Source organism: Streptomyces sp. D2-8, from assembly GCF_023184515.1.
GTDB lineage: Bacteria > Actinomycetota > Actinomycetes > Streptomycetales > Streptomycetaceae > Streptomyces.
Map to the genome: position 1 here is coordinate 40,058 of NZ_JAAHBP010000033.1, position 26,064 is coordinate 66,121.

The window sequence follows — 26,064 nt, forward strand, 5'->3', positions numbered from 1 at the left end:
GGCCGGGGCGGTGCGGGCGCGGCCGGCCGATGCGGCGGCGTGGGCGTGGGGTGAGCATCGTCGGTACCTCCGGATGTCTGGGCGCAGCAGTGCGCCCCGTCGGTCAGACCGACGGGGCGGTGAGGTGCTGCCGGGAGATGGGCTGTGCTCGTCAGGACCGGGCGGCCTGCACCGTCCTCTCACCCTGCGGCGCGGCCCGGGGTGAGAGGACGAGACGGAGCGTCCGGAAGAACGCCGATGCCCCGCACGGTCATGTGCGGGGCATCCGGTGTGGAGATTGATCGTCCGTCAGAGGTGCGAGTAGTACTGCTTGAGTGACTTGCCGGTTTCCGCGTCGATGGCGGTCCGATCGGGACGGAACTCGATGGTCCGTCCCGGGGCTCGAGTGCTCTTCTTCCAGTCCTTCCCACCCACAGCGACAGTCATCTGGACGGCCTGGTAGCGGTCCTGAACCGGCACCTTGACTTCAAGACGGGTCGGCATGGCGAACTGGCCCTCCTTAAGAGGCGCCAACACTTCCTGCGCCTTACGCTCGCCAGAATCGACCCGGACGAACTTGGGCTCTTCATCCGGGTCGACCACGACTGACAGGACGACGGAGGTACCGTCCTTGTTCCACTTGGCCGCAGCTTCGGTCTCAACTCCGTCGATGTCGACATGTACCGCTGAGACGCCCTTGTAGGCGGCTGCCTTTCTGGCACGCTCACGCTGCTCTTTGTCATCCGCAGCGTTCTGCAGCACAATCCCCACGGCGAGAGCCAGGGTGGCGATGGTGGCGACGTAGGGCCACGTGCGCCGCTGCTTCTTCACCGGCTCCAGGTAGCCGGTGGGCGCCTCAGGGACGGCCGGTTCGGGCCCGCGGTGCCACTGAGGCTCCGTGCGTGCGCCCTCGGTCTGCTCGAACCATTCGACGTCTTTCCCCATGCGTGCGACGGTAGCGCGCAGCTGGATCGCCTGGTCCAAGTTCCCGCACAGTTCCGCCACCTTGGCCCGGGTGGCGAGCCAGGAGACGGCCTGGTCGGAGTTGATGCCGTGAGCGGCGATGTCGTGCCGTTCTCCGAGGGCGGCCAAGTCGGCCGCCTCGCCACAGCGGCCCTCCCGCGCGGCCTGCAAAGCGTCCCGGTGCCGGCTGTCGATGACGTTGGGAGGCATCTCCCAATCCCAGCCCTCCGCCTCGACGGCAACGCTCTCGCCCAGCACCGGCTCCAGCAGCTCGTGCAGGTGCTCCGAGTGCTGGTCGTCATGCTCGGTGCCGTACTGGCCCTCCGTCTCCTGCGGTTCCGGCTCCACGATGGTGTCGTGGTCGACGGCCAGGGCCTGCTGCGCCTTGCGGCGCCGCATGGAAGTGTCGGTGAGCCGGGCCTCTTCTTCGGTGAGGACGGTCTGGATGATGTCGACGTAGTCGGGGCCGACCTTCCACACCGCCTGCCCCGGGCCCAGGCCGGGGATGCGCTCGACGGCCCAGGCGGGCAGCCCGAGCAGCGCGCCGACGCCGGCGGCCTCCTCTGGGCCGAGACGGCCGACGTGGGCGATCTCGCACAGCTTGGCAAGGTCTTGGGCCTTGCCCTCGCCGAGGTCGGACAGCGTGTGCATCACCACGTCCAGCGACAGCGACGCCTTACGGCTGTTCTTCAGCAGCCGTTGGATCAGTTCGGCCGTCGCGGGGGACAGCAGGATCTGCCATGCCTCCTCGAGGACCAGGTGCCGGTGCACGGCCATGGACTGGGGCAGCCACACCTGCTCCGCCCAGCACGACACCGCGGCCATCAGCGACGGAATCGCCGGGCTGTTGCGGTCCAGGCGGGAGAAGTCGAAGCTCAGGATGGGCAGGTCCACCTCCGGGAGGCTGGCGTCCTGGCCGTCGAATAGGCCGCTGAGCGAGCCTTCGGTGTAGCGGGACAGGGCGATGGCCACGCCCTCACCCCACTCGGTCAGCTTCGCGGCCGGCCACCGGCCGTCCTCAGGCGTCACCAGCGCGTCCATCACCCCGTTCAGCGACGTGGCCTTGGGGTGGGTGAGCGCGTGCTGCAGGGCGTGGGTGGACTGCGGGGTAAGCGCGGCGGGCTCCACAGCGGCAATCAGGGAGCGCACCAGCTGCTCGCGGACCTCGCGCGGGAATAGCGAGGAACAGGGGTTGAGCGTGAAGGCTCCGGCCTCGATGACACGGCCACCCAGCGAGCGGGTCAGGGCCGACCACTCGCCGGACTGATCCTCGCCGAAACTGTCGATGACTACGGCCTGGTGGCCGTGCTCGATGATCTCGCGGCGGATCCGCGTCTTCGCGGTTGTGCTCTTGCCCGAGCCGAGCCCGCCCAGCGCGATGCTGTTGGTCGACGGCAGCAGGCGGTGGTCTGTCTGGACGGGGGAGAGGTGAAAGCGCCGGCCGTCGAGCAGGGACCGGCCGATCGGGATGCCGGGGAAGCGGACGCTGGAGGCGACGAGCGGCGCGGTGATCGCGGCGTGGGTGGAGGGCAGGCGGATCACAGGATCGCCCCTTTCTGCGTGGCTGCCCCGTGCGGGGTGGTCATGGCGTGCGCGCGGTGCTGCTGGCCGGGCAGCCAGTCCAGCCGGATCCGGTGGCGGTCGCCGGTCAGGACGGCCTGCCAGCGGGCATCAGTGACGGCCTCCGGGCTGTCGCCCCACACCGTCAGGTAGGCGTCCAGGTCGACGAGCGTGGCGCCCTGGACCAGGGCGCCGTGCGTGGCTCCGCTGGCCAGGCTCTGCGCCTCTGCCTTGATCTTGTCGGTCGTGAAGGCCTCCGAAGCGGCGGACTGCCACTTGGCCGACCGGCGCGACTGCGCGGCCGGCAGCGGCCGGTACAGCACCGCCAAGGACCGGTCCGAGCCCTGCCCGAGCAGCAGCCGCGGCATCAAGTCGCCGTCGGTCTCGTCCGGCCAGGCAGTGATCCGGGCCGTCGATGCGTAGCGGCCATCGTCCAGAGCCACCCATCCCGGGCCGCGCTCGATCACCTCGGGCAGGGGGGCCGGGTCGAGCGGGGTGAGGGATCCGAGCCTGGCGAACTCGCCCGCCAGGGTGTCGAGCAGGCGAGTGGGCTGCCCCGTCAGCCCCTTGGGCACGTGCACCGAGATGGTCTGGGTGTGGGTGGTGTAGTCGTCGACGGTGGCGTGGTGGGTGACGTGCACCTGCACCCCAGCGTTCCGGGCCTGGCCACCCGCGAAGGTCAGCGCCCGGGAGAAGGCGGTACGCCAGGCCTCGCGCTGTGCCGCGTCCTGCATCACGCCGTGACCCGGGTACAGCGCCCATGTCGCAGTCGCTCCCGGCCGGGTGAACGTTCCGGGCGGCGCAGTGCGCTCCCGCAGGTGCCGGTAACCGACCGCCGCCCAGCGGGCGATCGAGCGCGGCCCGGGCGCCACGTTCAGCAGGGCAGCAGCCGCGCCGACCGCGCCGAACGTCCACACGGGTGGCGGGGTGATCATTGCCGACATCAGGATGGCGCTCCCGAGCCCGGCATTGGCCTTCGTGAGCATCGTTTCGGCGGGGCTGAGTCCGCGCTGCAGGGCGGGCACGCGGTAACCGGGCGTCAGGGAGTACACGATCGGACCTCCTTAGATTCATGGCCAGGCCGGCCGGGGTGGGGAGACCGGCTGGCCCCGGCGCACCGACATCCGCATGGGGGCGGAGCGGGTGTGCCGGGGCCAGGCGATCGGGCCTCTACGGGTTGTTCGGCCGGGTTGGTCCCGACGGCCGGGGCGCCGGGGCGGTGCCCGGCCCGGCAGGCGGTGCCGGCGGCTGCGGGGCCGGGCGGTTGGGTGCAGGGGCCGGCGTCGGTCCCCCGGTAGCCCGCGGGTTGGAGACCTGCTGTGATGCGGCGGCCCATGCCTCGCGGCGGGCCTGAGCGGCCTGGGCCCTGCGGGGCGCCTCGTGGTGGGCCTTCGCGACCATCGACGCGGCGGTCAGATGCCCCGGCCGCTGCTGCTGCTTGAGGCCGTACGCGGCGAGGAGCACCCCACCGTCCTGCGAGACGGCCCGGCCCGGTGTGTCCACCGTGCGCGGACCGCGCGGGAGGTTCTCCTGCTCGTAGACGGTCGGTGCCCCGGCCCGCACGACAGCCCGCGCCAGCGGATGATCCGTGCGGCTCTCCACCAGGGCCCGCGCTGCACCGGCCACCCTCGGGCCGATGTAGGGCACACCGTGGAAGATCATGCGAAGCATGAGCGCATCCGCCGCGACCAGGAGCACCGCGTCGACCACCAGCGAGCCCTGAGCGAACTTCACGAACGGAGCGACGAGCAGCAGGGCGAAGGGCGCGAACATCAGCCCCAGCAACCTCCCCGCCCACGCCCGCACAGCAGACGTATCGCCGCCGCGTGCCAGCGATGCCAGCACCAACGGCGCCATGCACACGAACACCAGGATTCCGAGCTGACGCGTCATGAACACCAGCGCCGAGAAGGCGAGGGCGACCACCAGCGCAGCAATGATGATCAAAATCCCGAGCGGATTGTTCGCGTCCGCGCCGTGCTCCATATCGTCGGAGATGGTCTTGAACAGGGTGGCTTCGTCACTGTTGAACGCACTCGTGAATGCCGCGCTCACAGCCTTGTTCAGCAACATCACGGCTCCAGGGATCGAAGCCATGCCGGCGACTGCCGCAAGGGCCCAACCTGTTGAGGCGCCCATCTGTCGCAGCCGTGGTGCGCCCTGCCAAGCGGTCAGGGCGCATACGACGACGACACAGATGAAGAGGGCCACAGTCAGGTGCTGGCCGAGCCACAATAACTCGGCATAGATCCCGCTGTCGGCCTTCTCCGGCGCCCACGTCTTGCCCGGCGCCAACTGCGCCGTGATGTGCTTGATCAAGCTGTCGGCGAGTTCCTTGACGCTGGTGACGGCTCCGTCGGTGATGCCACCACCGCCGCCGCCCCCTCCGCCTCCTCCGCCGTCTCCGCCTGTGTCGCCTTCACAGACGGACCGTGCTGGCTCGTCCAGCAGGCTGCAGTTGTCCTTGTCTGCCACGGTCAGCCCTTGGCTTCGGTGACGGTGGAGAAGAGCGTGTCTCCGTACAGGGCCAGCACGACGGCGACGAACAGCGTGCCGATGGCCATACCGCCCTTGCGCAGCGCGCCCTTGGGGTCGCTGGACAGCTGCAGCAGCATCCGCACGGCGATCACGGCGATGACGGCGGCGATGCCCTTGGTGACCAGGCCGCCGCCGGTCAGGCCGATGGTGTCGAAGAAGTCCTTGAAACCCTCGGACATGTCGACGGGCTTGGCGAGGATGATGCGACGCATTTCAGATCTCCTTCTGGGTGGATGAAACGGGACGTGCGAACGCGTAGAGGTCGCTCATGGAATCCAACGGAGAGAAGCGGACCTTGGTGTCGGGCCGGGGGGCGTCGATCATGTAGCCGCCGCCGACATAGATTCCGACGTGATGTATTGCGGTGGCGCTGGAGCCGTAGAAGACGAGATCGCCGGGCTTTGCCTGCTCTCGCTTCACCGGCTTTGATGCAGCGTATTGCTGAGCCGCGGTGCGGGGCAGACTGATACCGGCTTTCGCGTAGGCGTACAGCGTGAGTCCGGAGCAATCGAATCCGGTGATGCTCTTTCCGGAACGCCCCTTGGGTGAGCAGCAGGTGCCCGTACTGGGCCCGTTCGCGTTCCCGCCGCCCCACGAATACGGCTTGCCCAGCATTCCCTGCGCCGCATTCACGGCGGTGACAGCCTGGTTCGCCGATGCCGTTCCGCCGCCGCCCGTGTTCTTGCGGGAAAGGGCGGTGATCGAGCGGACGTAGTTTTGGGTTTCCTTGTACGGCGGGATACCGCCGTATTTGCGGACAGCGCCGCTGCCCGCGTTGTACGCGGCCAGCATGTTGTTCTGCTTGTCGCCGGGGACGTCTTTCACTTCCTCGGCGATCGTGCAGAGGTACTTGGCCGACGACGGGATCGCGTCTCCGGGATCGAAAACGTTGCGCTTCCCGTCCCCGTTGCCGTCGATTCCGTGCTTTTCCCACGTGGACGGCATGAACTGCGCGATTCCCTGCGCGCCGACCGGTGACGTGGCTTTCGGGTTGAATCCCGATTCCTGCGTCAGCAGTGCGGCGAGCAGGTTGGGGCTGACTTCGGGGCAGGTGGTTCCCGCGTCCTCGATCAGGTCCTGGTACTCGGCCGGCACGGCCAGGCTGAGCGCCGTTCCTATCGGGTTGTCGCCGGCGCCCTGCATGAGCGCGGCCACGATCACGGCCGCGGTGGCTCCTATGCCCACGACAGCCGCTGTGGAGGCTCTCAAGAGCGTCATCCCTCCCTTCGAGGGGTTGTGGGTGTTTTCGCTGGTCAGTGCTCGCACAGGGGCTCGCTCAGGGGCTCGCACACGGTCCGCACACCGACGCTGTGTGAGCGAGTGGTGTGCGAGCGCTGGGCGAGGTCATGTGCGAGCGAGCAGGGCGAGCAGATCGGCCTTGCGGCGGCCTTTGCGGCGGGCACTGGAAGGGCCGCCCTGCACCACGTCCGGCGCCGCCCCGAACCCTTTGACGATCACGTCGCGGACGGCTACGCCCATCGGCTGCGCTCCGTCCGGGATTTCGTATCCGCAGCCGCGCAACGCTTGCGCGAGTTCTTCCGTGGTCAGAAATTCCGCATTTCCGTAGGCGGCCAGCACGGCCTTGGCGTGCTCGTTCGGTTCCGTCGCGTCCAGGCGGGCTTTGACCGCCTGCTGGATCATGTCGTCGGTGATGAACAGGCCCCGCATTTCGCGGACTCCACGGGAGTCTTTGATGATGAATGTCCCCCGCGCCGACGCCGGAAGAAGTTCCGCGTTCACGCCTTCCGGGACGGTACCCAGGATCATCTTCGATGCCGCCTGCGACATGACTTTGAATGCGACCTGCACGGTCAGGTTGTTCTTGATGACAGTGGAAATGACATCGTCACGCGGATGCTGCGTCGCACACGCCACGAGAATGCGCGCCGAACGCACCTGGGACGCTGTCAATTTTAGGGCGCTTTCAAATTCTCGCCCCTCCGCAGGATCCTCCTTGAACGTGAGGATTTCATCGATGATGACGAGCATCGGTTCCGGACGGCTGCCGTCTCGTTTCGACCGGCCGCGCCGTTCCGCAACTTCCCGCACATAGCCCAAAGCGCCCATGACGCCTTTGTGTGTCAGGGAGTTGTCGTAGTAGTCGCAGGCCTGCTGGAAGTCGGCGTAGTCGCCGTCGGGTTTGCCGTCGACGATGACCAGGCGACCCCCCGCCATCAGAAACAGGTAGGCCAGGAACTTCAGGAACGAGGTTTTGCCGCCCTCGGTCTCCCCTGCGACCAGGAAATGCTTGCCGATGGGGGACGGCATCGTGAGGATATTGCCCCACAGGTCGTAGCCGAGAGGAATGTCCGCGTCCAGGTCCAGGCCAGTCAGGTCGGGCAGCTCCGGGATATGGGTGTACGGGGTGCCGATCAGTACCCGCACGTTCCGGATAGACCCTTCGACCCGCGCGAAGTTGACCTCTTCCTGAGTGATGTCCAGCTCTGAGGCGATCTCCTCTCGGACCCGGGTGACGGCTGCGGTGGTGTGCGGTGCAGCGACGCGGACCATATGCCCCTCACCGGTGGGGTGCGGGACGCTTTCCACGGACTCCACGGGTACCTGGAGCCGTTGGAGGAGCCGGCCCATGGCCGTGGGAAGCACCAAGGTCTCTGCGCCTTCCTGGGCGCCTTGCGCGGGCGCCGCCAGGCCCTGCTGCTTGAGGGCTGCGGCGGGCTGTTGGCGTCCCGCCATCAGGCGTTGCAGGCCGGTTCTGGCTTTCCAGACGCCGTACCCGAGGGCGACGAGTGCCCCGGCTGTGAGGGCGAGGGTGGCAGGCCAGGACAGGCCGAGCTTGTCCTTGATGGCTGCCAGGACGCCGGCCGCGATGGCGAGCGTGCCGATGGCGCCGGCCGCCTGCGCGTACAGCTCCTCTTCCTGCTGGTTCTTCTGTTTGGCCACCCCTTCTCCTTCGGGTGTCTTGATCACGGGCGCGGACCATAGCTCGCACGCCTTTTCGATTCACGGGTCTTCCTCGCGTGGCGTGTCGGGTCTGCTCTCTCGGGTCTGCGAACTGCTCGTTCGCTCGCCGAGTCACTCGCCGAATGCGCCTGTTTCGACTGCGTGTTGGGCTTCCGGCAGTCGCAGCAAGGGCCAGTCCGCGGTTGCGGGCTGGCCCTCACTGGTGGTGCCGGGAAACGGGGCGGTCGCCCTCTGTCAGGCGTCCGCCTCCTCGTCCTCGTCGTCCTTCTCGCTCTCCTCCGTCGGGGCTCCCTCCTTGGTCATCAGCGCGGACCAGGCGTGGCGTACGCGCTTCTCGCTGCCGACGAACTCCGCGCGGCGGAAGGCGGCGACAGCCTGGCGGTAGGACATGGGCGGGTCGTCGCGGTAGCGCAGGTGCCGCAGGACCACGTCCAGTTGTTCGTCGGTGAGCGGCTCGCCCGGCTCGGGCGTGGGCACGCCCGTCACGGCGGCGAGGTCGGCGAGGGCGACGGCGTCACGCTCGGCGTCACGCCCACCGTGACGCTCGCTGTGACGGCCGGACGGGGCAGTGTCCTGACCTGCGTGACTGCCCGTGACGCCCGGCTCCAGGGCGGCACGGGTCGTGGGCAGGGCGGGCGCGGTGGGCGTCCAGGTGTCGAAGTCCGGCAGCGCAATGGCCGCCACGGCGGCCGGCAGGATCTTCTCCGTGATGGCCTTCTGTGTGGCTTCGGCCTGCTCATGCAGGTCGCGGGTCATGGACTCCTGCGCGGCCAGCACCGACAGGCGGTACTCGGTCTCAGCCTTGGCTACGCGCTGCTCCAACGCGGTGGCCATCTCCAGCAGCTCGATGCGGTGGGCGGCGTCGGCCTCCATCGTCTCCAGCTTGTCGGCGACCTCCTGACGCCGCTCGGCGATGGCCTGCTGGGTCTGGTCGGAGATCTTCCGCCCGAGCGCGGGCAGGGTGAGCCACCATGCGCCCTTGGTCGCGACGATCGCGATGGGGGTGAGGACCATGGCCAGGTCGAAGGTGTCCGGGTCGGACACGATCAGATCAGCGGTCGGGATGGCCGCGTTGATGAGGGTGAGGGCCAGCCCGGCGTACATCACGCGCTGGGCGCGCAGCCGGTTGTTGCGGGCCAGGATCTCCGTTGCCTGGAAGACCACCCACAGCGCGTCCAGAGCGCCGACGGTCGGCACCGCCCACGCCCCGAAGCGGGGTTCGAGGATGTGGTAGCTGACGCCGACCGACAGCACGGCCACGCCCAGGGTGATGACGCCCAGGACGGCGAGCACCATCCCGCGCGCGGAGGCCTTCGCCCCCAGGTTCTTGATGCTGTTCACGTCTGTCCCTTCTGTTGTGAGTGGTCGTGCCGGGTTGTCAGCAGTTCGGGGCAGCGGGGCCGTAGGTGCGGGCGAAGCGGGCGCCGGCGGCCAGCAGGGCGTTGATGTCGGCGTGGGTGCGGTGCAGCCGTTCCGACCACGGCACCGCGCGGGCGTCGCTGGATCCGGTGTGGGCCTTGATCAGCAGGTCCAGGACTTCGCAGGCGACGGTGTCGGTGTCCGTGTCGCCGTGTGGGCTGCCCTCTCCCACGTGGCGCAGGGCGGTGCGCAGCGTGCGGCGCGGGTCGGTGCCGACACTGTCGCGGGCCATGCGCAGCAGCGACTTGAGCATGTCCTTGACCGTCATCGAGTCCTCGTCGGCGGCGTCCGTGCCCTTCGTCCAGTCGCTGCTGTAGTCGTAGGTACGGATCCATCCGCCCTTGTCGAGCAGCTCGGCGGTGGCCTCCAAGTGGCGGGCCACGGCCTCGCCGGAGGATTCCTCGCCGGACGGGCCCGTCCACACCGGCCGGTAGGCGTCGGCGACGAGAGCAGCGGTCTTGCGCAGCGTCTCGTCGGCGAACACCACAGACGCGGTCGAGGTGGAGGCGGGGGCGAGGGTGGTGGTGTTGGCGTGCATGGGCATGTCTCCTGTCGGATCAGGTGGTCCGGGCTGTCCGGCTCCCCTGGACCGCGCCCGGCCCCTTGCTCGGCGTGAGGGGCACGCGAGCCAGGGGCCGGGCGGGTCAGGCAGCCGCCAGAGGTGGCGATGACGGCTGAGTGGGATGGCTCAGCGGGGGCGCTTGCGCTGGAGGTAGGCGTCCTGCAGCCGCTCGAATGACTCCCACAGCCGCGCCCCGGTGGGACAGCGGTCGTGGTCGGTACACGACGTGCAGGTCTTGGCGTGCGTTTGGTGGGCGCGGTGTGCGGCTTGGTAGCGCTGGTACAGGTCGTCAGGCACGGGGTGCTCTTTCGTGGTGCCGGCGGGGCGGGTGAAGGTCGGTGACGCGGTGGCCTGCCTCCCACGCCGCTGCGGCTGCCATCGCGGCGGCCGCGAGCAGCAGGCAGGCCAGGGGGTGGTGGGAGCCGACCGCGGCGGCGGCCCGGGCGGCGCGCTGCTGCGCTGCCCGGGCCGCCTGTATGAGGTGCGCCATCACAGCCCAAGAGCGCTGCAGGCGTCGCACGTCCAAGCGGTCGCCGGGGCGGGCCGCTCGGCCGTGACACCGAACCATCCGCCACACTTGGAACACTGGTTGCCGCTGCCCGCCGGGGCCAGTGCGGGGGTAGGAGCGGTCGAGGAGGGCGGGCAGTCGCTGCCGTTGCACGACCACCGGCCGCACAGCGGGCACGCGTCATCCGCCATCACCGGCCGGTGCAGGGTCAGCACCGGCTGGCGCTCGTAGCCGGGCGCCATCTCCTGCAGCGTGCGCCGCGCCCGCCGTTCCGTGGGGATGCGCGCGTCGGACTCGCGCACCATTCGTGCCAGGAGCACACCGAGCTGGCGGTGCGCGCTGGCGGAGCAGGGCCCGGTGTGCCAGTTGCCGCACCGGTCGCACGCGTACTCCGGGTTGACTGCGGCCACTGTCACGCCGGCCGCGGCACGTGTCATGATCGCTGTGGTCAAAGGGACCTCCGTTGTCCGTTGACCAGACAGCCCCGGAGCTCTCACCTTCCGGGGCTGTCACCTCCTGGCTGGTCGGACGGCCAGCCACGGCCCCTCTCCCACCCCTTGACGCTCTGGTGGGGTGGGGGAGGGACCGTGGCGGGTCGTCAGGCAGCAGGCGCGAATGCAGCCGACGGCGCGGCTTCCTTGGCAGAGCGGATGAGGTAGTCCGACGTCGTCCACACCGAGCCGACCGCGAAGGGCTGACCGTCGGGGCGCAGGGTGTCGCGGACGATGACCGCCCACCGCGCGCTGTCCCGGCGCAGCAGCTTGGCGGCCTCGCCCGGGTGGGTGATGAGCGCCAGGACCTCGAAGCGGCCGTCGGTGTTCTGGTAGATGGCGCCGGGGCGGCGAGGGCCGATCTCCTGGTCGGTGCTGGGCAGGGCGATGGTGGTGGGCATCATGCTGCAACTCCGATCAGGCGAGCGTCGGTCGTCGTGCCGTGCGCGTGCTGGGGGTGCGGCCGACCGCCGCCAGTCTGAGGCTGGCGTCCGTCCCGCTCATGCGGCTGGGGACGTTTGGGCAGCGGCGGCCTGCTGTCCCCCCGAACGGGGGCTGTCATGCTGGGCATTGGTGGGTCGTCCTCTCGCGAAGGGTGACCTGCGACAAGAACCCCCAGGGGGGCAATCCCTGGGGGTTCGTCGCGTGAGTGCGTCCTGCGCACTCCGCCGACCACCGGCTCGCGGTGAAGCGAGTCGATCGACGGCGGGCAGCGCAGCCTGCGGTAGTTCAGGACGCGATGTGAACCGGCTGCGTCGGCACCTGCGGGCCGCGGTAGTCGGAGACCGTGCCGGGCAAACGGTGCCGGCAGCTGTTGTTCGCCTCCTCAACCGCCGTCCCGCCCCGCTTGGCCGTCGCCTTCGGACTGGCCGTGGCCTCGCTCTGCTTGGCCCATGCCGTGGTCGACCGACGGCGGGCGAGCAGCGCGTCGACCCAGGCCTCGTGCTCGCGCAGCGGTTGGGTGCGGGTCAACTCCGCATAGTGCGCGGCGAGCCGGGCTCCCTCGGCGCAGCGACGAGTGCCGCCACAGCGGCCGGCCATGCTGCTGGCCCGGCACTTCCTCAGGTGATCGCGGTAAGCGGTCAGCGCGTCGGACACGCTCATAGCCGCCGGGGACATCTGAGTGACCGGCTTGGCCGGAGCCGGAATCGGCTTGTAGTGCTGACGCGCGGAGCGACGGCCAGCGGCCTCCGCACCGCCGTCCTCCAGGCGCCTCTGCCACACCTCGAACGCCACATCGACGCTGACCAGGCGGTTGCTGCCCGGGCAGCGAACCGCAGCGTCCTTCCCGGCAGTGCCGGTGTCATGCGGTACGAGCTTCTGCACTCTTGCCTGAACGCCGGTGATCGGCACCCACGTCTTGCAGTCGGGGCAGATCAGCGACGCACAGGCGGGACGCAGGTCGTACTGATGGGGTTTGAGTGTGGAGATGACGAGCGCCGGGCGAGGGCTGACGGTGCGGGAGCGGGTCCGGCTCCTTCGGGGACGGGCAGTGCGCTCAATAGTCGGTGTGGGCATCTGAACTCCTCACGAACGGAGAGGCAGGCAGGGAGCGCGTCGCGATGCTCTCTCCGCCCTCCAGGCCGCCCAGCAACCCGGGCGTCCCGCAGGACAGACAGCGCACAGCGCTGCGACGTGCGCGCAGCTGTCGTGCTGTCAGGCCCGGGGGAGTTTGATGGTGCTCTCAACCCCGGCCGCCCGAGGGCGGACGACGTTCTGCGATGACTCTTGGCACCTCGTTAACGAGGTGCCACAATCAGTAGACGGTACCTCGCTAACGATGTCAAGTGACCTCGCTAACGAGATACTCTAAGAAGAGTCCTAGAGCGGATCAGGCGATGCCCCTCCGACGGCTTGGTACTCAGCGGCCCTAGGATCGCTAACGAGGTAGGGAGAGGCATGACGAGTGACACGAGCCCTAAGAGGCCGAAGTACCAGCGGATCGCTGACGATCTGAAGTCGGCAATCGAGTCTGGCCGCTACGCTCCCGGCGATCGACTGCCGGGGGAGAGCGCGCTCGCCGCCCAATATGAAGTCGCCGTGCTCACAGCTCGACAGGCACTCAAGATCTTGCGAATCGAAGGCCTGGTCGAGACCAAGAAGGGCGCCGGCGCCCGTGTCATCGAGTTCCGTCCAATCCGACGGCACGGCATTCAGCGACTTGCTCGCGAGCAGTGGGGCGCAGGCAAGTCCATTTGGTCGGCCGATGAGGAACGCCCGGTCACGATCGATGTCAGCGTCGACACCGTGGCGGCTCCGGCGCACATCGCACGGATGTTGGACCTCGAAGAAAACGATCTTGTCTGTGCTCGTTCCCGACGCTACGTGCTGGACAACCGACCGGTCATGCTCGCAACTTCGTACCTGCCTCTTGAGCTGGCCGAAGGCACAGCGATCATGCGCGTCGACACTGGGGAAGGTGGAACGTATGCCCGGCTCGCAGAGATCGGTCACGCTCCCGCGCACTTCCGCGAGGAACTTCGCTGTCGGCTTCCTGTGGCAGCAGAGGCCGAAGGGTTGGCCATGCCATTGGAACGCCCGGTGATCAAGGTATGCCGCACAGCCTTCAGCGCTGACCTTCAGGCTGTCGAAGTGAACGAGATGACCATGGACAGCGCGGCCTACGTGCTGGACTACGCCTTTGATGCCTGAGCGTCTCAGCTCTCCCATCTCGAGCCCCCTCATGCCTGGTCCCTGTGTGGGAGCCATCACACCCGCGAGCGCCGAAACTCAACATCACAACGCCTTGTCGAAGCTGGTACACAACGTCGTTCACGGGTTTTCAACATCCGCGTACACATGGGATTTGGAGCCCGAGCCCTAGGCTCGCGGCCATGACGATGACGGAGGGCCACGGGGTGGGGAAGCAGCGCGCAGGGTGGCGGCCGGACCGGCTGCGCGAGCAGCGGGAGGCTCATGGCCTGACCCTGGAAAAGGCCGGCGAGCGGCTGCGGGAGGTCGCTGAGCAAGCCAAGCTGAAGGGCATCCCCGCCGCGAATCCTCAGACTCTGTGGCAGCACGAGCAAGGCGAGGTCTACCCCGGTCCGCACTACCGGCGTGCCTATTGCCTTCTCTACCGGGCCACCGAGCCGGACCTCGGCTTCCGAACCGCTCTGCCCGGCGAAGAGACGTCCTTCAAGCTCACCCCGATGGAAGACCGCCTCAACGGCGCGCACGTCCTGGCCGTGGAGCGGGCCATCCACCGCATCTCGCCCGGCAGCGAAGACGCCGGGCACTTCGCTCTCCAGCAGCGCATCATCGACGCCTGGAAGCGCAGGCATACCGGAGGCGACCCGCACCGCCCCGTACTGATCCTGGTCGGCGGATACGCCGGGAGCGGCAAGACGGAGCTGGCGAGGTTCTTCGTCCAGCTCACCGGCTGGCCGCTGCTCGACAAAGACCCGCTCACCCGGCCGCTGGTGGAACGGCTCCTGGTCGCATTGGGCGGCGACCCGAACGACCGGCACACCGAGCTCTACCGGGATCGTGTCCGGTCGATGGAGTACGACTGCCTCATGCAGTCAGCCATGGCCAACATCAAATGCGGGATCAGCACCGTGCTTTCCGCTCCTTTCATCGCGGAGATGACCAACGCGGCCTGGATGCAGCGCCTGTCCAATCGGGCCGCGTCCATGGGTGTCGACGTCTTCCCGGTTTGGGTCAGCTGCGATGAGGAGTCGATGCGGGAGTACATCACCTTCCGCTCCGCTGCCCGGGACGCGTGGAAGCTCCAGCGCTGGGACGAGTACATGGCCACGATCGACCTGGATCTGCGCCCGGCAGTCCCGCATCTGGTCGTCGACAACCGGCTGGGGACCGCAGTCAGCCTCGCGGACCAGGCCCGACAGGCGATGGGAGCGATGTACGCGTGAACCCGAAGCAGGGCGTGATCCTGTACGGCCCGCCGGCGTCGGGCAAGGACACCGTCACCACCGCGCTCACCGAGCTGGACTCGAAGTACGCGCAGTTCGCGCGACTCAAGGTCGGGACCGGCAAGTCCGCCGGATACCGGATGGGCACAGCGGAGCAGCTGCACAGGCTGGAGGCCGCGGGCGACGTGGTCTACGCGAACGCGAGGTACGGCAACACGTACGTGATCGACCGGCCCGGCGTCGACGCGGCCTTCGCGGCCGGGGTGCCTGTGGTGCACCTCGGACAGGTCGAAGGCATCCGCGCTCTACTCGAGGGCTACCCAGCCGACTGGTCGGTGGTGCTGCTGTGGTGCCCGCGTGAGGTGACCGCCCAGCGGTCCACGGGGCGCGGCGACGCCGACACCACCGCGCGCCTGGCGGCATGGGACGCGACCCGCGAGGACCTGGACGCACACCCGGACCTGGCCTGGGACCTCACCGTGGATACCACGGCAGCGAATCCGCAGGACGCAGCGCGGCTCATCGACCAGCTGCTGGCGCGGCGGGTGGGAGCAGCGACGACATGAGCGGGGGCTACGGCTGGGCGAGTCTGTCCAGGGCATCGGTGAGCATGAGCTCGCTGTCGTCTTTGACGTCGTTCCACCGTGCCAGCGTGGACGCGGCCGCGCGCAGCATCTCCGGCGGGAGGCCGGCGGCCGCGAGCGCGTCGGCGGCCTCCTCCAACTCCGGGCCCCAGCGCCAAGCGCGCGCCGCCGTCTTGGCGACGTACTGCGGCTCGGAGAGGTACGAGTCGGTGCGCCGCGAGGCGACCTCGATGAGCTCTTGGTCGACGCCGTGCTCGCGCGCCATGCCGACCGCAAGCGCCACCAGGACCCGCGACGTCTTCTGGAAGCTGGCGTACGACAGCTTCAGCGCAGACGCCTTCCCAACCTCCGTACCCAGCGTCCTCGTCTCCACGGCGGTGCCCGCGAAGAGCCCCTCGATTCGCTCGGTCGCGGCATCCGGGCCCGACAGATACAGAACCGGTGTCTTGCCGCGCACGGGTGGAGAGCCGACGACGCCGCCGTCCACGACAGTCGCGGCTGGTTCGAACAGTTCGGCGATCCGCGCTGTCCGCTCGGGGTTGATGGCGTTCGCCTCCAGGTACACCCCGTCGAAGCGGTGCTTGGCAACATCGTGGGCTAGGCCCTCAGCGGCAGCCGGCGGGCAGAGGCTGATGACGATGTCGCTGCGGTCCAACAATTCCCGCAGTGTGGGTACCACCGTCAGGCCGAACCGTCCGGCGCGCGCTGCGGATGCGGGGCTACGCCCGGCCTCGCACCACAGGACTGCGGCCGCGTGGGTCGCGGCGCAGGCGGCAACGGCGGCGCCCATGCTGCCTGGGTGGAGGATGCCGACGGTCGGTTGGCCCACGGTGCTACTCCGTCTCGGTGAGCAGGATGGTGATGGCGTCGGTGACGTCGTCGACAACGTGGTGCGCGGCGGGGAGTCCGTCGGGCCAGGGCCGGCCACGCAACCAGATTGTGCGCAGGCTGGCCTCGTGACCGCCGCCGATGTCCCCGGCGGGATTGTCACCGATCATCCAGCCGCCGTCGGCCAGCGTCGTGCCGCTGCGAACCGCCGCGAGTTCGAACAATCGCGGGTCGGGCTTGCGAATCTCCAGGTCACCGGAGACCGCGACGCCGTCGACCAGATCGATAAGGCCGGTCGCGGTGAGCTTGGCACGCTGGATGTCCGAGGCTCCGTTGGTGACGATGCCGATCGTCCAGGATGCGGCTCGCAGGCGGGCCAATCCCTTCAGGACAGCAGGGCGACAGGTGACCGCGGCCGCCGTCAGGGTGACGTACTCCTGCCACAGCTCTGCTGCAGAGGCTTCCAAGTCAAACGCGGTGCGGAGCCGGGCGAAGTCAATGAGGTTCGCTCGGTCTGCCAGCTCGGTGAGAAGCCACTGCTCAACCTCTGGACCGAAGGTCCGCCTACGGCAGAGAGTGGCCACGGCATCTCCGTACACCGACTGCCGGTCGACCAACGTGTTGTCCAGGTCGAAGAGGGCGAATGGCATGCCGATGACCTTAGCCCGGACTCACCGGCTCCCAGAATGGGCCCTGAGGGCCTACAGCTCTACAGAACGCAAGGCCTTCCAGTGACACGCGGCCAACTCGCCTGTTGCGAGTGGAGAGTTATGTATAGTTCTGGATCACGTGAGGAGAGGGGGAGCAGTGTCTGAGCTACTTGATGCAGTCGAGGCTCTACTCGCGCGACCGGACCTAATGCCGCCGCCGGACGTCCGTGCGCGACTTCGGAAGGCCGATGGCCTGACGCAGGACGAAGTTGCGGAAGTCTTCGGCGTGACCCGCGTTGCGTTCCACCGCTGGGAGACCGGCCAGGCGAAGCCTCGGCGGCGCCACCTGGAGGCTTACGTCCGCCTGCTGAACGGATGGGCAGCAAAGCACCCAGAGGCTGCCAAGCCGCTCGAACCGACGCAACAAGCAGGATGAGGGACCTAATGCCGAGCCGCCCCCCGTAAATGCGAAGCGGCCCCTGTCGCCACAACAGGAGCCGCTTCCAAGTCCGACTCAATCGAGCTTGCCAACCCTTGAGTCGTGTCCGGTGAGGTGACCTCGCCGGGGTGGTGCCCGTGGGCCCAAGGGCCCGCGCAGTCACCTATACCCAGAGTATGCGCAAGAGATTGCGCAACGCCACTACTCCGGGGGTCCACTTAGGTCACACTCTCCGTTCGCGGCTCCCCGACCAGGGGAGATGCACCACATTGCACAGCCCACAGCGTCCATCGTCATCTGACGACTTCGGCGCCAGTTACCTCGAACGCGGCTGGGAGCCGCCTGAGGAAGTCGTTCTGCGCCGCGAGTTGGTGCGCACGCCGGGCTTGCAGCCCGAAGACATCGGCGTCCTGTCAGAACTGCTGCTGCGGGACCCTCGCCTTCCGTCGACCATGGAGGCCATCCGCCGGGACATGCAGGCGCAGGGCTGGAAGATGGGCAAGGACCGGTTCAACGCCATCGCGGCACGTCTGACGAAGGCCGGCCACCTCGCCCGCATGCCTGTCTACGACGAGACCACGCAGCGCCCCACTTGGGTCACGCGGGTGTACCGGAACCCTGCGAACAACGAGCAGTACGTCGACCTGGGTATCGCGGCATCGCAGCAGGTCAGCGCCGAAGTGCGGGAAACCCGCGATTCCCAGCCCTCCGGATCGCGGGAAACCCGCGTTTCGCCTGGTCAGAGCCGAAATACGGAAAACCCGCGATCCGGAGCCGGATCGCGGAAAACCCGCGATCCGGAAACCCGCGTTTCGCCTGGTCAGAGCCGGAAAGCGGAAATCCCGCGATCCGGCGTTCACCCCCCACACCCCCCGGAGGAGGTAACTACCTCCTCCCCCTACCCCCTCACTGACTCCTCGGGGTCGCTTCCGTCACAGCGGGAGGAGGGGGCGGGTGGCTTCGCCCCGAAAGACCTTCACGCGGCGGAGTCGTTCTTGCAGCAGCTGCGCCCGCCGCATCACATGGGCGCGGCGTCGGCCCGCAAGTACGCGCCGCTGCTGCTGCGGTCGATGGCTGAGCAGGGCTGGCCGTCGATCTTCGAGGTCGACTCCGTGCTTCTGGCGCGGGAAGTCACGCGGGATCCGCAGGGCTTCAAGCGGGCGTCGTCGCTGGTTCCGACGCGGATCAGGGATCTTCCGCTCTACGCCATCGTCACGGGTGCCGGCCGGGACCAGGGCGCTGCCGCTGAGCGGTGTCCGGATCACCCGGCGCGCTACCGCAGGGGCTGCGTGGACTGCGCGATGACCGTGCCTGTCTGACCAGACAGCAGTGCGGGCCGCTCCCGTGCAGGGGAGCGGCCCGCGAATCCCCTGACTGCTTACACCGACCAGGAGACTTCCAGTGTCTACCAGCATCCCGGCTCAAAGCCACGACGCCCCCAGTGACGACCTCGAACGCGAGGGCAAGCAGCCGGCCGCGTTTACCCGCATGCCGCCGCAGGACCTCGATGCCGAACGTGCGGTCATCGGAGCGCTGCTGCTGTCCGGCAGCCCGAAGAGCGCTTCCTACCGGTTCTTCGGCGAGATCCTGGAGACGGGTCTTGCCGCGGAGGAGTACTACCGGCCCGCCCACCAGATGATTCACCGCGCGATCCTGGAGGTGCACCAGGCGGGCGAGCCCGTGGACCCGGTGACCGTCGCCAATGCGCTGACCGAGCGGGGGGAGCTGGCCCGTGTCGGCGGTGCCCCGTACCTGCACGTCTGTGTCCAGGCCGCGCCCACCACCGCCAACGGGCCGCGCTATGCCGAGATCGTCCGCGCCAAGGCCTACCGGCGGTCGGTCATCGAGTCGGCCAACCGCATCCTCGAGTACGCCTTCAGCGAGGCCGGTGACGAGGACGAGGTGCGCGCCCTGGTCGAGCAGCAGCTCACCGACATCGTCGCGGGCACCCCGGGACTGCAGGAGGCGCCGCCCGTGGTCGGTGACCTCTACCTCGACTTCGTCGCGGAGACCGAAGACATCCAGAACGGCCGGCGGATGGGCCTGACCTACGGGTTCGCCGACCTCGACATCCTCACCTCGGGCATGCAGCCGGGCAACGTGACGGTGGTGGCCGCGCAGTCCGGCGTGGGCAAGTCCACGCTCGCGCTGAACATGGCTGTTGCCGCCGCCAAGACGGGCGCCCCGGTGATGTTCTCCTCGCTGGAGATGAGCAGCACCGAGCTGATGCAGAAGATCGCCGCCGCTGAGGGGAAGCTCGCCCTGCACCACCTGACCCACAAGGGTGGCCTCACCCCGGAAGGGTGGGAGACCATCCATGCCCTGGGGCCGAAGCTGTTCCAGAAGCTGCCGCTGCGGGTCTACCGGCCCGACGGGGCGTCCCTGGGGGACATCGCCTCCGCCGCGCGGGCCAGCGCCCGTGCCGAAGGCCTCGGCCTCCTGGTCGTGGACTACGTGCAGCTGGTCGAGACCGAGCAGTTGCGCAACATCACCCGCGAGCAGGCCGTCGCGGCCGTCTCCCGCGGCCTGAAAAACCTGTCCGTCCAGCTCGGCTGCCACGTCATCGCCCTGTCCCAGCTCAACGACGACGGGATGATGCGCGAGTCCCGGGCCATCAAGAACGACGCATCGGTGGTGATCAAGGTCGAGCGGCCCGACGCGCAGGACAAGGAGTCACCGCGTGCCGGTGAGGTCGACCTGGTCATCGAGAAGAACCGGTTCGGGCCCACCGCCTGCGTGACCGTCGCCAGCCAGCTGCACTACTCCCGGTTCGTCGACATGGCCCACACCTGACCCACCCCCCCAACGCCCCTTGAGGGCGCAGGAAACCCCCTGGGTGCCGCTGTGCGGAGCGATCACAGCCCGGCCGGGCACTTCCCCCGGCCCGGCCGTGATCGCCCCACAGCGGACCACGCAGCCGATCATGAACGGAGAGCCCGCATGGGCATCGTGGACGACGGTCTGAACCGGGCCGTGCAGCAGGCATTCACCCGTCCCATCCCCAAGAGCGCCGGGGCGCAGATGCGTTACCTGGTCAAGCAGCTCAAGGGCACCCGCGCCGCCGCCCAACTCCTCGGCGTCTCGCAGCGCACGGTCGAGCGGTACGTCAAAGACCAGATCCGCCGGCCCCGCGCCGACCTCGCCCAGCGCCTGGCCGACGCCGTCCGCGAGCGCTGGCAGCCGCGGGTGCGCGCCCAGGCCCGCAAGCAGGCAGCCACCAGCACGGGCGTCGTCATCGACGTGCGGGCCCGATTCGGTTTCACGGCCGCTTCCGGGACCACCGATGACGCCCGCCTGTGGCACATCACCCTCGCCCTGCCCCCGCAGTACGCGGCCCGCCTGTTCGACGCCCAGGACGCGGGCGCCAGCGAGCAGCAGCTGCGCGACCTCGCGGGCCAGGCGCTCGGCGAGGTGTATTTCCAGGACGGCGGGCGCCGCGCCCAGGGCCTGGACGTCGAGTTCACCGACATCGAGCAGATGGAATTCGACCTGTAGGCGGCTGCTGCCCGCCCCTGGCGGTAGTGAAATCGCGCTACCGTTTTCTCGACCTCCGGTGTTCACCGGATTGGGAGGACCAAAGATGATCCGCGCCGGACGCCGGCACCTGGTGCGCACCCTCGCCGACATCGCCGCGCAGCAGGGCATCGCCGTGCCGACCCTGCTCAGTTCGGGCCGCCTGCAGGCCGAAGGGTTCCCCGCGCCGCTGAGCGCGGGCCGCACCCGGCTCTACGACGGCGAGCAGGTCGACGCCTACCTCGCCGGGCGCCCCGTTCCGGCGCTGCCGACGGCGGACGATGACGATGACCTGCTGGACCGTCAGGAGGCTGCCGCGCTGAGCGGGATCCCCCTGCACGCATGGGACCGCCGCAAGAAGGCCCCGTCGGTGAGTGAGCACATGGTGCTCGTCGGCGGCGTCGAGCACTGGCCCCGCGGCATCGTGCGGGACTACACCCCTGCCCCCCGCCCCCGTACCGGCGGAGGCGGAGGCCGCCCGGCGGGCGCCGGTGACCAAGTCCCGCGCGACCTTCTCCCGGCGCGCGTCGGGCAGCTCCTGGACGACGATCCCGCCCTCACTGCGGCCGGGGTCACCGAACAGCTCGGCGTGCACCGCAACACGGCCCAGGCCGCACTGACAGCCCTGCGCGCGGAGCGGATGGCCAGCGTGATGGAGCAGCGCGGGGTCACGGCCGCGCAGGCCGCCGCCGCGCTCGGCTATCCGGCTGGACTGACCCGCCGCGCGGGCATCCGCGCCGGGGCCATCGTGCGCGGCCGCCAGGCGCGCCCCTACCTCGCCGACGTCGCCCGTGCCCTGCACGCACGCGGCTGGACCACCACCGACACCCCGCCGGCCGTCGAGCACCCCCAGGGCGACGAGTGCTTTGCCGCGCTCGTCCTGGACGGCCCCGAAGCGCCGGCTGTGGCTCTGGTGTGGTCCGAGCGGCACGGCTGGCGCACCTCGACCTCGCGTCGCCATCCGCTCGGCCGGGACGCAGCCTGGCCCCCGCCGGGCCCTGGCGTGCGCCACCTCGCCACCGGCATCACCCCCGACCCGGCCGACCTCGTGAAGGCCCTGGAAGCCACCGGCTGACCGTCCCCCGCCGCACCCACCGATTCGGGCCCCAGGACGACCCTGGGGCCCGCGCCGTGCCCGGTGAGGCAGCGGACACCACGCGGGACGGTGTCCGGAGGGCTTAGATGGGTGCTCAGCCGTTCACTGGGACGTCGAACATGGGCGATGTGCCCGTGTCCTTAAAGTGGAGCGTTCCCTTGCCTTCCGGGACTTCCACAACCGGCGTGCCGATGGCGTACTTGCCGGGCGGGATCTCTTGGACGAAGTCCTCGTATTCGAGGCCTACCACACTCACGGAGTCAACCAACCGGCCGTCCTCGCTCTCCCACGTGCCTCCATCCAGAAGTGAGGGGAGGAACGTGGCCGTACCCGTGTTCTCTACGCGGAATGTCATCGCGTAGCTCGTTTTTCCGGGTGTTTCGTTGGCTACCTCGACCAGGTCTTTCAAGGTGACCTTGATCGGCTGATCTGGCTCGTCATACGCGGGCTGGTAATAGGCCGTAACGGTCTCGCCGACGCGGAGCGTCGGGGGAGACTGACGAGTGGGCTGTTCCTCTGCCGTAGTCACGGGGAGGTCCGTTGTCGTAGTCACGGGGAGGTCCGCCTTGTCCTGAGCAGGGGTGCCGCCGCACGCGGTAACCCCTCCCACGGCCAGAACCGCCGCACTGGCCGCCGTGACGATAAGGTTCCGGGTTCGCATTCTGATCACCTTCTATCCCCTCAGTATGAGAGTGGGTGCCCGGCCGGGCACCATCACCGGCCCCTCTGGTCGGGGCCGTCACTCCCGGAGCCAGAAAGGGGCCCGGAGAGTCGTGGGACCGGGGCCCCGGTACGTAGCTGCGCTCCAGGTCGCGAAGCGCGCCGAGGGCGGCGAGCGGGCGCTCCTGCGCGAGGGTGTAGAGGCGGAGGACCAGGTCGCTCGTCTCCTCTTCGACGTCGGGTGGCGGTTCGGTCAACACGCCTTTCGCCCGCTCAACACCCGAGATAGCACGGGCGTTCCGGGGGCGCAGCACGGCGCGCCGCAGCCCGCCGCCGCGCCGACGCCCGTTCCAGTCGGGTGCAGCGGGCCGGGGCCCGGCCCGCTGCACCGCCGGGGCGTGTCTGGAGTGCTGCGCTCCCCGACCGCGTGCTTGCACGCTCGCCCTGCCACCACCCTCGCCGGGCCCGCTGCGCGGCCTACCGGCTGCCCGCCCGGCCCAGCGTCTCTCACCGCCCAGCCCACTTCGCCGCACTCCTGGAACAGGCCCTCTTGCCGGTCGGAGTCAGATGTGAGGGGTGTCCGGCTCCGGGGCGTCGCCGGCGGCCGTCTGAAGGCGGTAGGCGGTGTGGAGCCCGCGCAGGATTGCGGCGCGCCAGATGTCTCCCCGGTGGGTGATGCGTGAGCGGATCGCCTCGAACTCGGCGCGCTCTGCTTCGGTGCAGTTGTGGCGGGTGCTGTGGGTGGGGTGTGCTTTGGGATGGCGCTGTTGCCAGTCCTCGAGCTGGTCCCGCGCGTCCTTGGAGGTGTGCCAGCAGGCGGCATAGACGGTGTTGACCAGGTCGGTGGGCAGCCGGACGGTCACCGGCTCGTGCCACACACCGTTGGGAGAGCCGGGTGAGCGGCCCTGTGCCCGGGCCTGGTGGGGGAAGGGGTCCCAGGGGCTGTTCCATCCCCGTTGGTCGATCTCCTGGCACAGCCCTGCGGTGACCAGCGCGTTGAAGCTGTCGATCAATGTTCCCTCGCGGCGCATCTGCTTTTTGCGTTCGTTCCACTGTCCCCGCCGGGCTTCGGCCTCGCGGCGGCTGAGTCCGGTGGTGAGGGCCAGGGGATGCTGCTTGGCCCGTGTGTGTTCCTCCTTGAAGAAGGGCTTGAGGGCGTCCAGCTGCCTGCGGGTGTCCAGCTTGACGGCGGCGGTCACGGTGACCTCGCCCGTGAGCATGGCCCGCAAGTCGATCATGACTGCTCCCGTGACGGTCGGGACGCCCTGCTCGACCGCTGTGCGTTGGCGTACATGGCCCGCAGTGCCTTCAGCGCGCGCAGGCGGTGCCGCGCCGCGGTGGCACGGGTAAGGCCGAGAAGTTCGGCCGTCTCACCCAGGGAACGGTCCTCGAGGTACGACAGCTCGATCACCCGGCGTTGCATGTGCGGCAGGCTGCGCACCTTGGCGACCAGCTCCGGGTCGAACTCGCTGGAAGCGGCGACGTCCTCGGCAGACGGCGTGTGCTCGATGTAGGGCTCCAGGGTGTCCCAGTCGTTGCTGTCGACGAGGATCTCCTGCCGGCGACTCGCCTGACGCAGCTGGTCGATGGCCGCCCACCGTGTGGCGGCCTTCAGATAGGCCTCTGGCTGCCCGACCTCGAAAGGCTCCGGGCTGCGCAGTCGCTGCATCCAGCGGTCCCCGACTCCGGCGAGGGTGTCCTCGGCGGTCTCCGGGCTGAAGCCGAACTGCGTCCTCATGTAGCGGAGCAGCTGCGGCCGCAGATCCAGCAACAGCTGCAGCCCTTCTGTCCCGTTCAGAGTCCGGGGCTTGTCCTGCGGCGCGGCCTGTGAGTCCGGTCGTGGGTCGGGGGCAGCGTTCTGACGGGGCAGGGCTGATGCCCAGGCCGCATTCGCGGCCTGGGCATCAGCGAGCTGCTTGTTCGCAGCCATCGTTACCAGCCGAACGCGAGCCGCCGCTTGCCGTTCCTGCGCTCGAGTACGACGCGCTCGGGCACCAGGCGCCGCAGCAGCCGGCCGAGCGCGCCTGCCGCGCCGGCGACCATCTCCAGCGTCAGCAGACCGACCGCCGCGGCCAGCATGCTCTCCAGCGGGTTGTCCCACAGCACCTGGCCGTGAGCGATCCGCAGGATCTCGATAACGATGATGGTGATCACGACTCCGCGGCGGCCGCGGCGACGCCACGACCCTGCGGTGTCCGCGCACGCGGCCGCCTGGGCAGCTCGCGGCAGAGATCGATTACTCACTTGCGTCCTCGGTTGATCATGGGCCCGCTGCGAGGTGGTGCTGGTGGAAGAGTCGTTGCGGAGGCCCGAGTTGACAGTACGAGTGCATCGTGCCCTGGGATGACGAGGCAGTCGAGGACGCGTCCTGGCGGTATGCAAGTTTGCGTTGCGCCGGTCACGGACCGGGAGAGGTGCCCGCATGGCGCCGGACAGGGCGACAAAGTGTGGCGGACGGCACACCCAGGCGTGCGTGTGGCTTGTCGGGCCCGCCGTCCATGACTCTTCCCAAAGCAGCACGGCGGGCCCGTATGAGGACGCAAGCAAGACGCCTTCACCCACTACGACGTGACGCGCTGTCAAAAGCAGACGCCTGTGTGACACACATCACAGTGCGTGTGATCGATTGCAGACCGGGCACCGCGCCCCGCACAAGCGACCAACACCGTGCGGACTCTCAAGCGAGCAAAGTGTCGCTGAGGGTCTTTCCCCACTCGCCGATCCACGGCAGCAGCTCCGGATCGAAGAACGAGATGATCACGCATACCAGTGTCATCAGGATCGTGAGTGCGAGCACGAGGCAGGACGCAGCGGAGGGATCGCGAGACACCCCCTTACGTATGTAGGTGAAGTTGCTCATGAGCAGCAGGGGGAGGCACAGCGCGATAGCTACCAGGAGCAGGAACGACGCCCATCCGATCGTGAGCGTGAGCTCCCACACCCCGATCTTGGCCCAGCGGCGGTAGGTGAGACCAGAGGCGAGACTGCTTGTCCAGCCGAGCAGCGCGAGAGACACCAGGCCGTCTTTTACTGCCACCCAAGGTGGCGCCGGCACGTAACGCACCTTGGGCTGCGGGCTGTCCGCGGACGCCGGGCGGACAGCATTTTCCCTGGTCGGCGGGTTGTCCGAGCTGTCCGCGGACATGGTGGACACAAGCCCATCGTGCGCGGACGTCCCCCCGGCGGTCCCTGCCGGCTCCGGCAGCAAGGGAACAGACCGGGGTTCTGGCCGCGAGGTGGGGCGCTGCAGGATGAAGTAGCCCCCCTCCTGCCGACTGAGGGGATCGATCACGGACTCCCTCAGCAGGGCGCGGAGCAACCGGAACGCTTCCTCCTCCCGGCCCGGGCTTCTGAGTGGACGTTAAGTCCGATCTTTCTCGGTTCGTGATCGCTCGATCGAGGTACTGATCGTCGGGCGGGCCATCCGCTGGGCATGTGCATGCTGAGATACGGCCATGGAGCGAGAGCCGTACCCCAGCG

At 68.9% G+C, this 26,064-nt stretch carries 28 protein-coding genes; 8 read left to right on the plus strand and 20 right to left on the minus strand.

The genetic code is table 11. The features are described from left to right. Positions 1-288: 288 nt before the first annotated feature. From G3I77_RS38295 to G3I77_RS38355, 13 genes are all read right to left on the minus strand, one after another. On the minus strand, positions 289-2,484 hold the full coding sequence (locus G3I77_RS38295; protein WP_248511546.1) for a hypothetical protein: 2,196 nt from the start codon (positions 2,482-2,484) through the stop codon (positions 289-291). Next, complete coding sequence (locus tag G3I77_RS38300; RefSeq protein WP_248511548.1) at positions 2,481-3,554, minus strand: hypothetical protein; 1,074 nt, start codon at positions 3,552-3,554, stop codon at positions 2,481-2,483. Before G3I77_RS38300 ends, G3I77_RS38295 begins: the two co-directional genes overlap by 4 nt. Before the next feature lie 118 nt (positions 3,555-3,672). Then, entirely contained in the window at positions 3,673-4,977 is a 1,305-nt protein-coding gene (locus tag G3I77_RS38305; RefSeq protein WP_248511550.1) for a hypothetical protein, read from the minus strand. A 2-nt stretch (positions 4,978-4,979) separates the two neighbouring features. After that, positions 4,980-5,252, minus strand: a complete 273-nt coding sequence (locus tag G3I77_RS38310; RefSeq protein WP_248511552.1) for a hypothetical protein — start codon at positions 5,250-5,252, stop codon at positions 4,980-4,982. Position 5,253: 1 nt separating this feature from the next. Continuing rightward, positions 5,254-6,201 (minus strand): bifunctional lytic transglycosylase/C40 family peptidase, encoded by a 948-nt coding sequence (locus tag G3I77_RS38315; RefSeq protein ID WP_248511555.1) that lies wholly within the window; start codon positions 6,199-6,201, stop codon positions 5,254-5,256. 183 nt (positions 6,202-6,384) lie between these two features. Further along, entirely contained in the window at positions 6,385-7,968 is a 1,584-nt protein-coding gene (locus G3I77_RS38320; RefSeq protein WP_248511557.1) for a hypothetical protein, read from the minus strand. Positions 7,969-8,196: 228 nt separating this feature from the next. Then, on the minus strand, positions 8,197-9,303 hold the full coding sequence (locus G3I77_RS38325; RefSeq protein ID WP_248511559.1) for a hypothetical protein: 1,107 nt from the start codon (positions 9,301-9,303) through the stop codon (positions 8,197-8,199). Positions 9,304-9,340: 37 nt separating this feature from the next. Then, positions 9,341-9,919 carry a hypothetical protein gene (locus tag G3I77_RS38330; RefSeq protein ID WP_248511561.1) on the minus strand — a complete coding sequence of 193 codons (579 nt, stop codon included), beginning with the start codon at positions 9,917-9,919 and terminating at the stop codon, positions 9,341-9,343. Positions 9,920-10,069: 150 nt separating this feature from the next. Further along, entirely contained in the window at positions 10,070-10,240 is a 171-nt protein-coding gene (locus G3I77_RS38335; protein ID WP_248511563.1) for a hypothetical protein, read from the minus strand. Further along, complete coding sequence (locus G3I77_RS38340) at positions 10,233-10,433, minus strand: hypothetical protein (protein WP_248511565.1); 201 nt, start codon at positions 10,431-10,433, stop codon at positions 10,233-10,235. Before G3I77_RS38340 ends, G3I77_RS38335 begins: the two co-directional genes overlap by 8 nt. Then, positions 10,433-10,903: a hypothetical protein gene (locus G3I77_RS38345; protein WP_248511566.1), complete on the minus strand. Its 471-nt coding sequence runs from the start codon at positions 10,901-10,903 to the stop codon at positions 10,433-10,435. Before G3I77_RS38345 ends, G3I77_RS38340 begins: the two co-directional genes overlap by 1 nt. A gap of 146 nt (positions 10,904-11,049) precedes the next feature. Continuing rightward, positions 11,050-11,346: a cytochrome P450 gene (locus G3I77_RS38350; RefSeq protein WP_248511567.1), complete on the minus strand. Its 297-nt coding sequence runs from the start codon at positions 11,344-11,346 to the stop codon at positions 11,050-11,052. Between the two features lie 325 nt (positions 11,347-11,671). Next, positions 11,672-12,460, minus strand: coding sequence for a hypothetical protein (locus G3I77_RS38355; RefSeq protein WP_248511568.1), 789 nt, complete (start codon positions 12,458-12,460; stop codon positions 11,672-11,674). A 381-nt stretch (positions 12,461-12,841) separates the two neighbouring features. Here G3I77_RS38355 and G3I77_RS38360 point away from each other — a divergent pair, with 381 nt between their 5' ends. From G3I77_RS38360 to G3I77_RS38370, 3 genes are all read left to right on the plus strand, one after another. Further along, on the plus strand, positions 12,842-13,594 hold the full coding sequence (locus G3I77_RS38360; RefSeq protein WP_248511569.1) for a GntR family transcriptional regulator: 753 nt from the start codon (positions 12,842-12,844) through the stop codon (positions 13,592-13,594). A 182-nt stretch (positions 13,595-13,776) separates the two neighbouring features. Continuing rightward, a complete protein-coding gene (locus G3I77_RS38365; RefSeq protein WP_248511570.1) occupies positions 13,777-14,814 on the plus strand; it encodes an AAA family ATPase in 1,038 nt (345 codons plus the stop codon). Then, positions 14,811-15,380 carry a chloramphenicol phosphotransferase CPT family protein gene (locus G3I77_RS38370; RefSeq protein ID WP_248511571.1) on the plus strand — a complete coding sequence of 190 codons (570 nt, stop codon included), beginning with the start codon at positions 14,811-14,813 and terminating at the stop codon, positions 15,378-15,380. The genes G3I77_RS38365 and G3I77_RS38370 overlap by 4 nt, the downstream gene beginning before the upstream one ends. A gap of 7 nt (positions 15,381-15,387) precedes the next feature. Here G3I77_RS38370 and G3I77_RS38375 read toward each other — a convergent pair whose 3' ends face one another. Both G3I77_RS38375 and G3I77_RS38380 read right to left on the minus strand, forming a co-directional pair. After that, positions 15,388-16,227 (minus strand): NAD(P)-dependent oxidoreductase, encoded by an 840-nt coding sequence (locus G3I77_RS38375; protein ID WP_248511572.1) that lies wholly within the window; start codon positions 16,225-16,227, stop codon positions 15,388-15,390. Between the two features lie 4 nt (positions 16,228-16,231). Continuing rightward, positions 16,232-16,876, minus strand: a complete 645-nt coding sequence (locus G3I77_RS38380; RefSeq protein WP_248511573.1) for an HAD family hydrolase — start codon at positions 16,874-16,876, stop codon at positions 16,232-16,234. 208 nt (positions 16,877-17,084) lie between these two features. On the opposite strand from G3I77_RS38380, the gene G3I77_RS38385 reads away from it, so the two are divergent. The 5 genes from G3I77_RS38385 to G3I77_RS38405 all read left to right on the plus strand — a co-directional run bounded on the left by G3I77_RS38385 (position 17,085) and on the right by G3I77_RS38405 (position 21,903). Next, complete coding sequence (locus G3I77_RS38385) at positions 17,085-17,312, plus strand: helix-turn-helix domain-containing protein (RefSeq protein WP_248511603.1); 228 nt, start codon at positions 17,085-17,087, stop codon at positions 17,310-17,312. A gap of 272 nt (positions 17,313-17,584) precedes the next feature. Beyond that, positions 17,585-18,634: a hypothetical protein gene (locus G3I77_RS38390; RefSeq protein ID WP_248511575.1), complete on the plus strand. Its 1,050-nt coding sequence runs from the start codon at positions 17,585-17,587 to the stop codon at positions 18,632-18,634. Positions 18,635-18,716: 82 nt separating this feature from the next. Next, entirely contained in the window at positions 18,717-20,108 is a 1,392-nt protein-coding gene (locus tag G3I77_RS38395) for a DnaB-like helicase C-terminal domain-containing protein (protein ID WP_248511577.1), read from the plus strand. A 147-nt stretch (positions 20,109-20,255) separates the two neighbouring features. Continuing rightward, on the plus strand, positions 20,256-20,810 hold the full coding sequence (locus G3I77_RS38400) for a helix-turn-helix transcriptional regulator (protein WP_248511578.1): 555 nt from the start codon (positions 20,256-20,258) through the stop codon (positions 20,808-20,810). Positions 20,811-20,895: 85 nt separating this feature from the next. Then, positions 20,896-21,903 carry a DUF6292 family protein gene (locus G3I77_RS38405; protein ID WP_248511587.1) on the plus strand — a complete coding sequence of 336 codons (1,008 nt, stop codon included), beginning with the start codon at positions 20,896-20,898 and terminating at the stop codon, positions 21,901-21,903. 115 nt (positions 21,904-22,018) lie between these two features. Here the strand turns inward: G3I77_RS38405 and G3I77_RS38410 are convergent, their stop codons facing one another. The 5 genes from G3I77_RS38410 to G3I77_RS38430 form a co-directional block, all read right to left on the minus strand. Next, positions 22,019-22,585, minus strand: a complete 567-nt coding sequence (locus G3I77_RS38410; RefSeq protein WP_248511589.1) for a hypothetical protein — start codon at positions 22,583-22,585, stop codon at positions 22,019-22,021. A 562-nt stretch (positions 22,586-23,147) separates the two neighbouring features. Beyond that, complete coding sequence (locus tag G3I77_RS38415) at positions 23,148-23,822, minus strand: hypothetical protein (RefSeq protein WP_248511591.1); 675 nt, start codon at positions 23,820-23,822, stop codon at positions 23,148-23,150. Then, positions 23,819-24,355, minus strand: coding sequence for an RNA polymerase sigma factor (locus tag G3I77_RS38420; RefSeq protein WP_248511593.1), 537 nt, complete (start codon positions 24,353-24,355; stop codon positions 23,819-23,821). The genes G3I77_RS38415 and G3I77_RS38420 overlap by 4 nt, the downstream gene beginning before the upstream one ends. Before the next feature lie 161 nt (positions 24,356-24,516). Beyond that, a complete protein-coding gene (locus G3I77_RS38425; RefSeq protein ID WP_248511595.1) occupies positions 24,517-24,738 on the minus strand; it encodes a hypothetical protein in 222 nt (73 codons plus the stop codon). 523 nt (positions 24,739-25,261) lie between these two features. Next, a complete protein-coding gene (locus G3I77_RS38430; protein WP_248511597.1) occupies positions 25,262-25,738 on the minus strand; it encodes a hypothetical protein in 477 nt (158 codons plus the stop codon). Positions 25,739-26,064: the final 326 nt, after the last annotated feature.

What these genes read in the sequence shown, in the direction of transcription:
- G3I77_RS38310 (WP_248511552.1), bottom strand. Translation starts at nt 5,252, where the DNA reads ATGCGTCGCATCATCCTCGCCAAGCCCGTCGACATGTCCGAGGGTTTC.
- G3I77_RS38330 (WP_248511561.1), bottom strand. Translation starts at nt 9,919, where the DNA reads ATGCACGCCAACACCACCACCCTCGCCCCCGCCTCCACCTCGACCGCG.
- G3I77_RS38340 (WP_248511565.1), bottom strand. Translation starts at nt 10,433, where the DNA reads ATGGCGCACCTCATACAGGCGGCCCGGGCAGCGCAGCAGCGCGCCGCC.
- G3I77_RS38350 (WP_248511567.1), bottom strand. Translation starts at nt 11,346, where the DNA reads ATGATGCCCACCACCATCGCCCTGCCCAGCACCGACCAGGAGATCGGC.
- G3I77_RS38355 (WP_248511568.1), bottom strand. Translation starts at nt 12,460, where the DNA reads ATGCCCACACCGACTATTGAGCGCACTGCCCGTCCCCGAAGGAGCCGG.
- G3I77_RS38360 (WP_248511569.1), top strand. Translation starts at nt 12,842, where the DNA reads ATGACGAGTGACACGAGCCCTAAGAGGCCGAAGTACCAGCGGATCGCT.
- G3I77_RS38365 (WP_248511570.1), top strand. Translation starts at nt 13,777, where the DNA reads ATGACGATGACGGAGGGCCACGGGGTGGGGAAGCAGCGCGCAGGGTGG.
- G3I77_RS38380 (WP_248511573.1), bottom strand. Translation starts at nt 16,876, where the DNA reads ATGCCATTCGCCCTCTTCGACCTGGACAACACGTTGGTCGACCGGCAG.
- G3I77_RS38385 (WP_248511603.1), top strand. Translation starts at nt 17,085, where the DNA reads ATGCCGCCGCCGGACGTCCGTGCGCGACTTCGGAAGGCCGATGGCCTG.
- G3I77_RS38400 (WP_248511578.1), top strand. Translation starts at nt 20,256, where the DNA reads ATGGGCATCGTGGACGACGGTCTGAACCGGGCCGTGCAGCAGGCATTC.
- G3I77_RS38405 (WP_248511587.1), top strand. Translation starts at nt 20,896, where the DNA reads ATGATCCGCGCCGGACGCCGGCACCTGGTGCGCACCCTCGCCGACATC.
- G3I77_RS38410 (WP_248511589.1), bottom strand. Translation starts at nt 22,585, where the DNA reads ATGCGAACCCGGAACCTTATCGTCACGGCGGCCAGTGCGGCGGTTCTG.
- G3I77_RS38415 (WP_248511591.1), bottom strand. Translation starts at nt 23,822, where the DNA reads ATGATCGACTTGCGGGCCATGCTCACGGGCGAGGTCACCGTGACCGCC.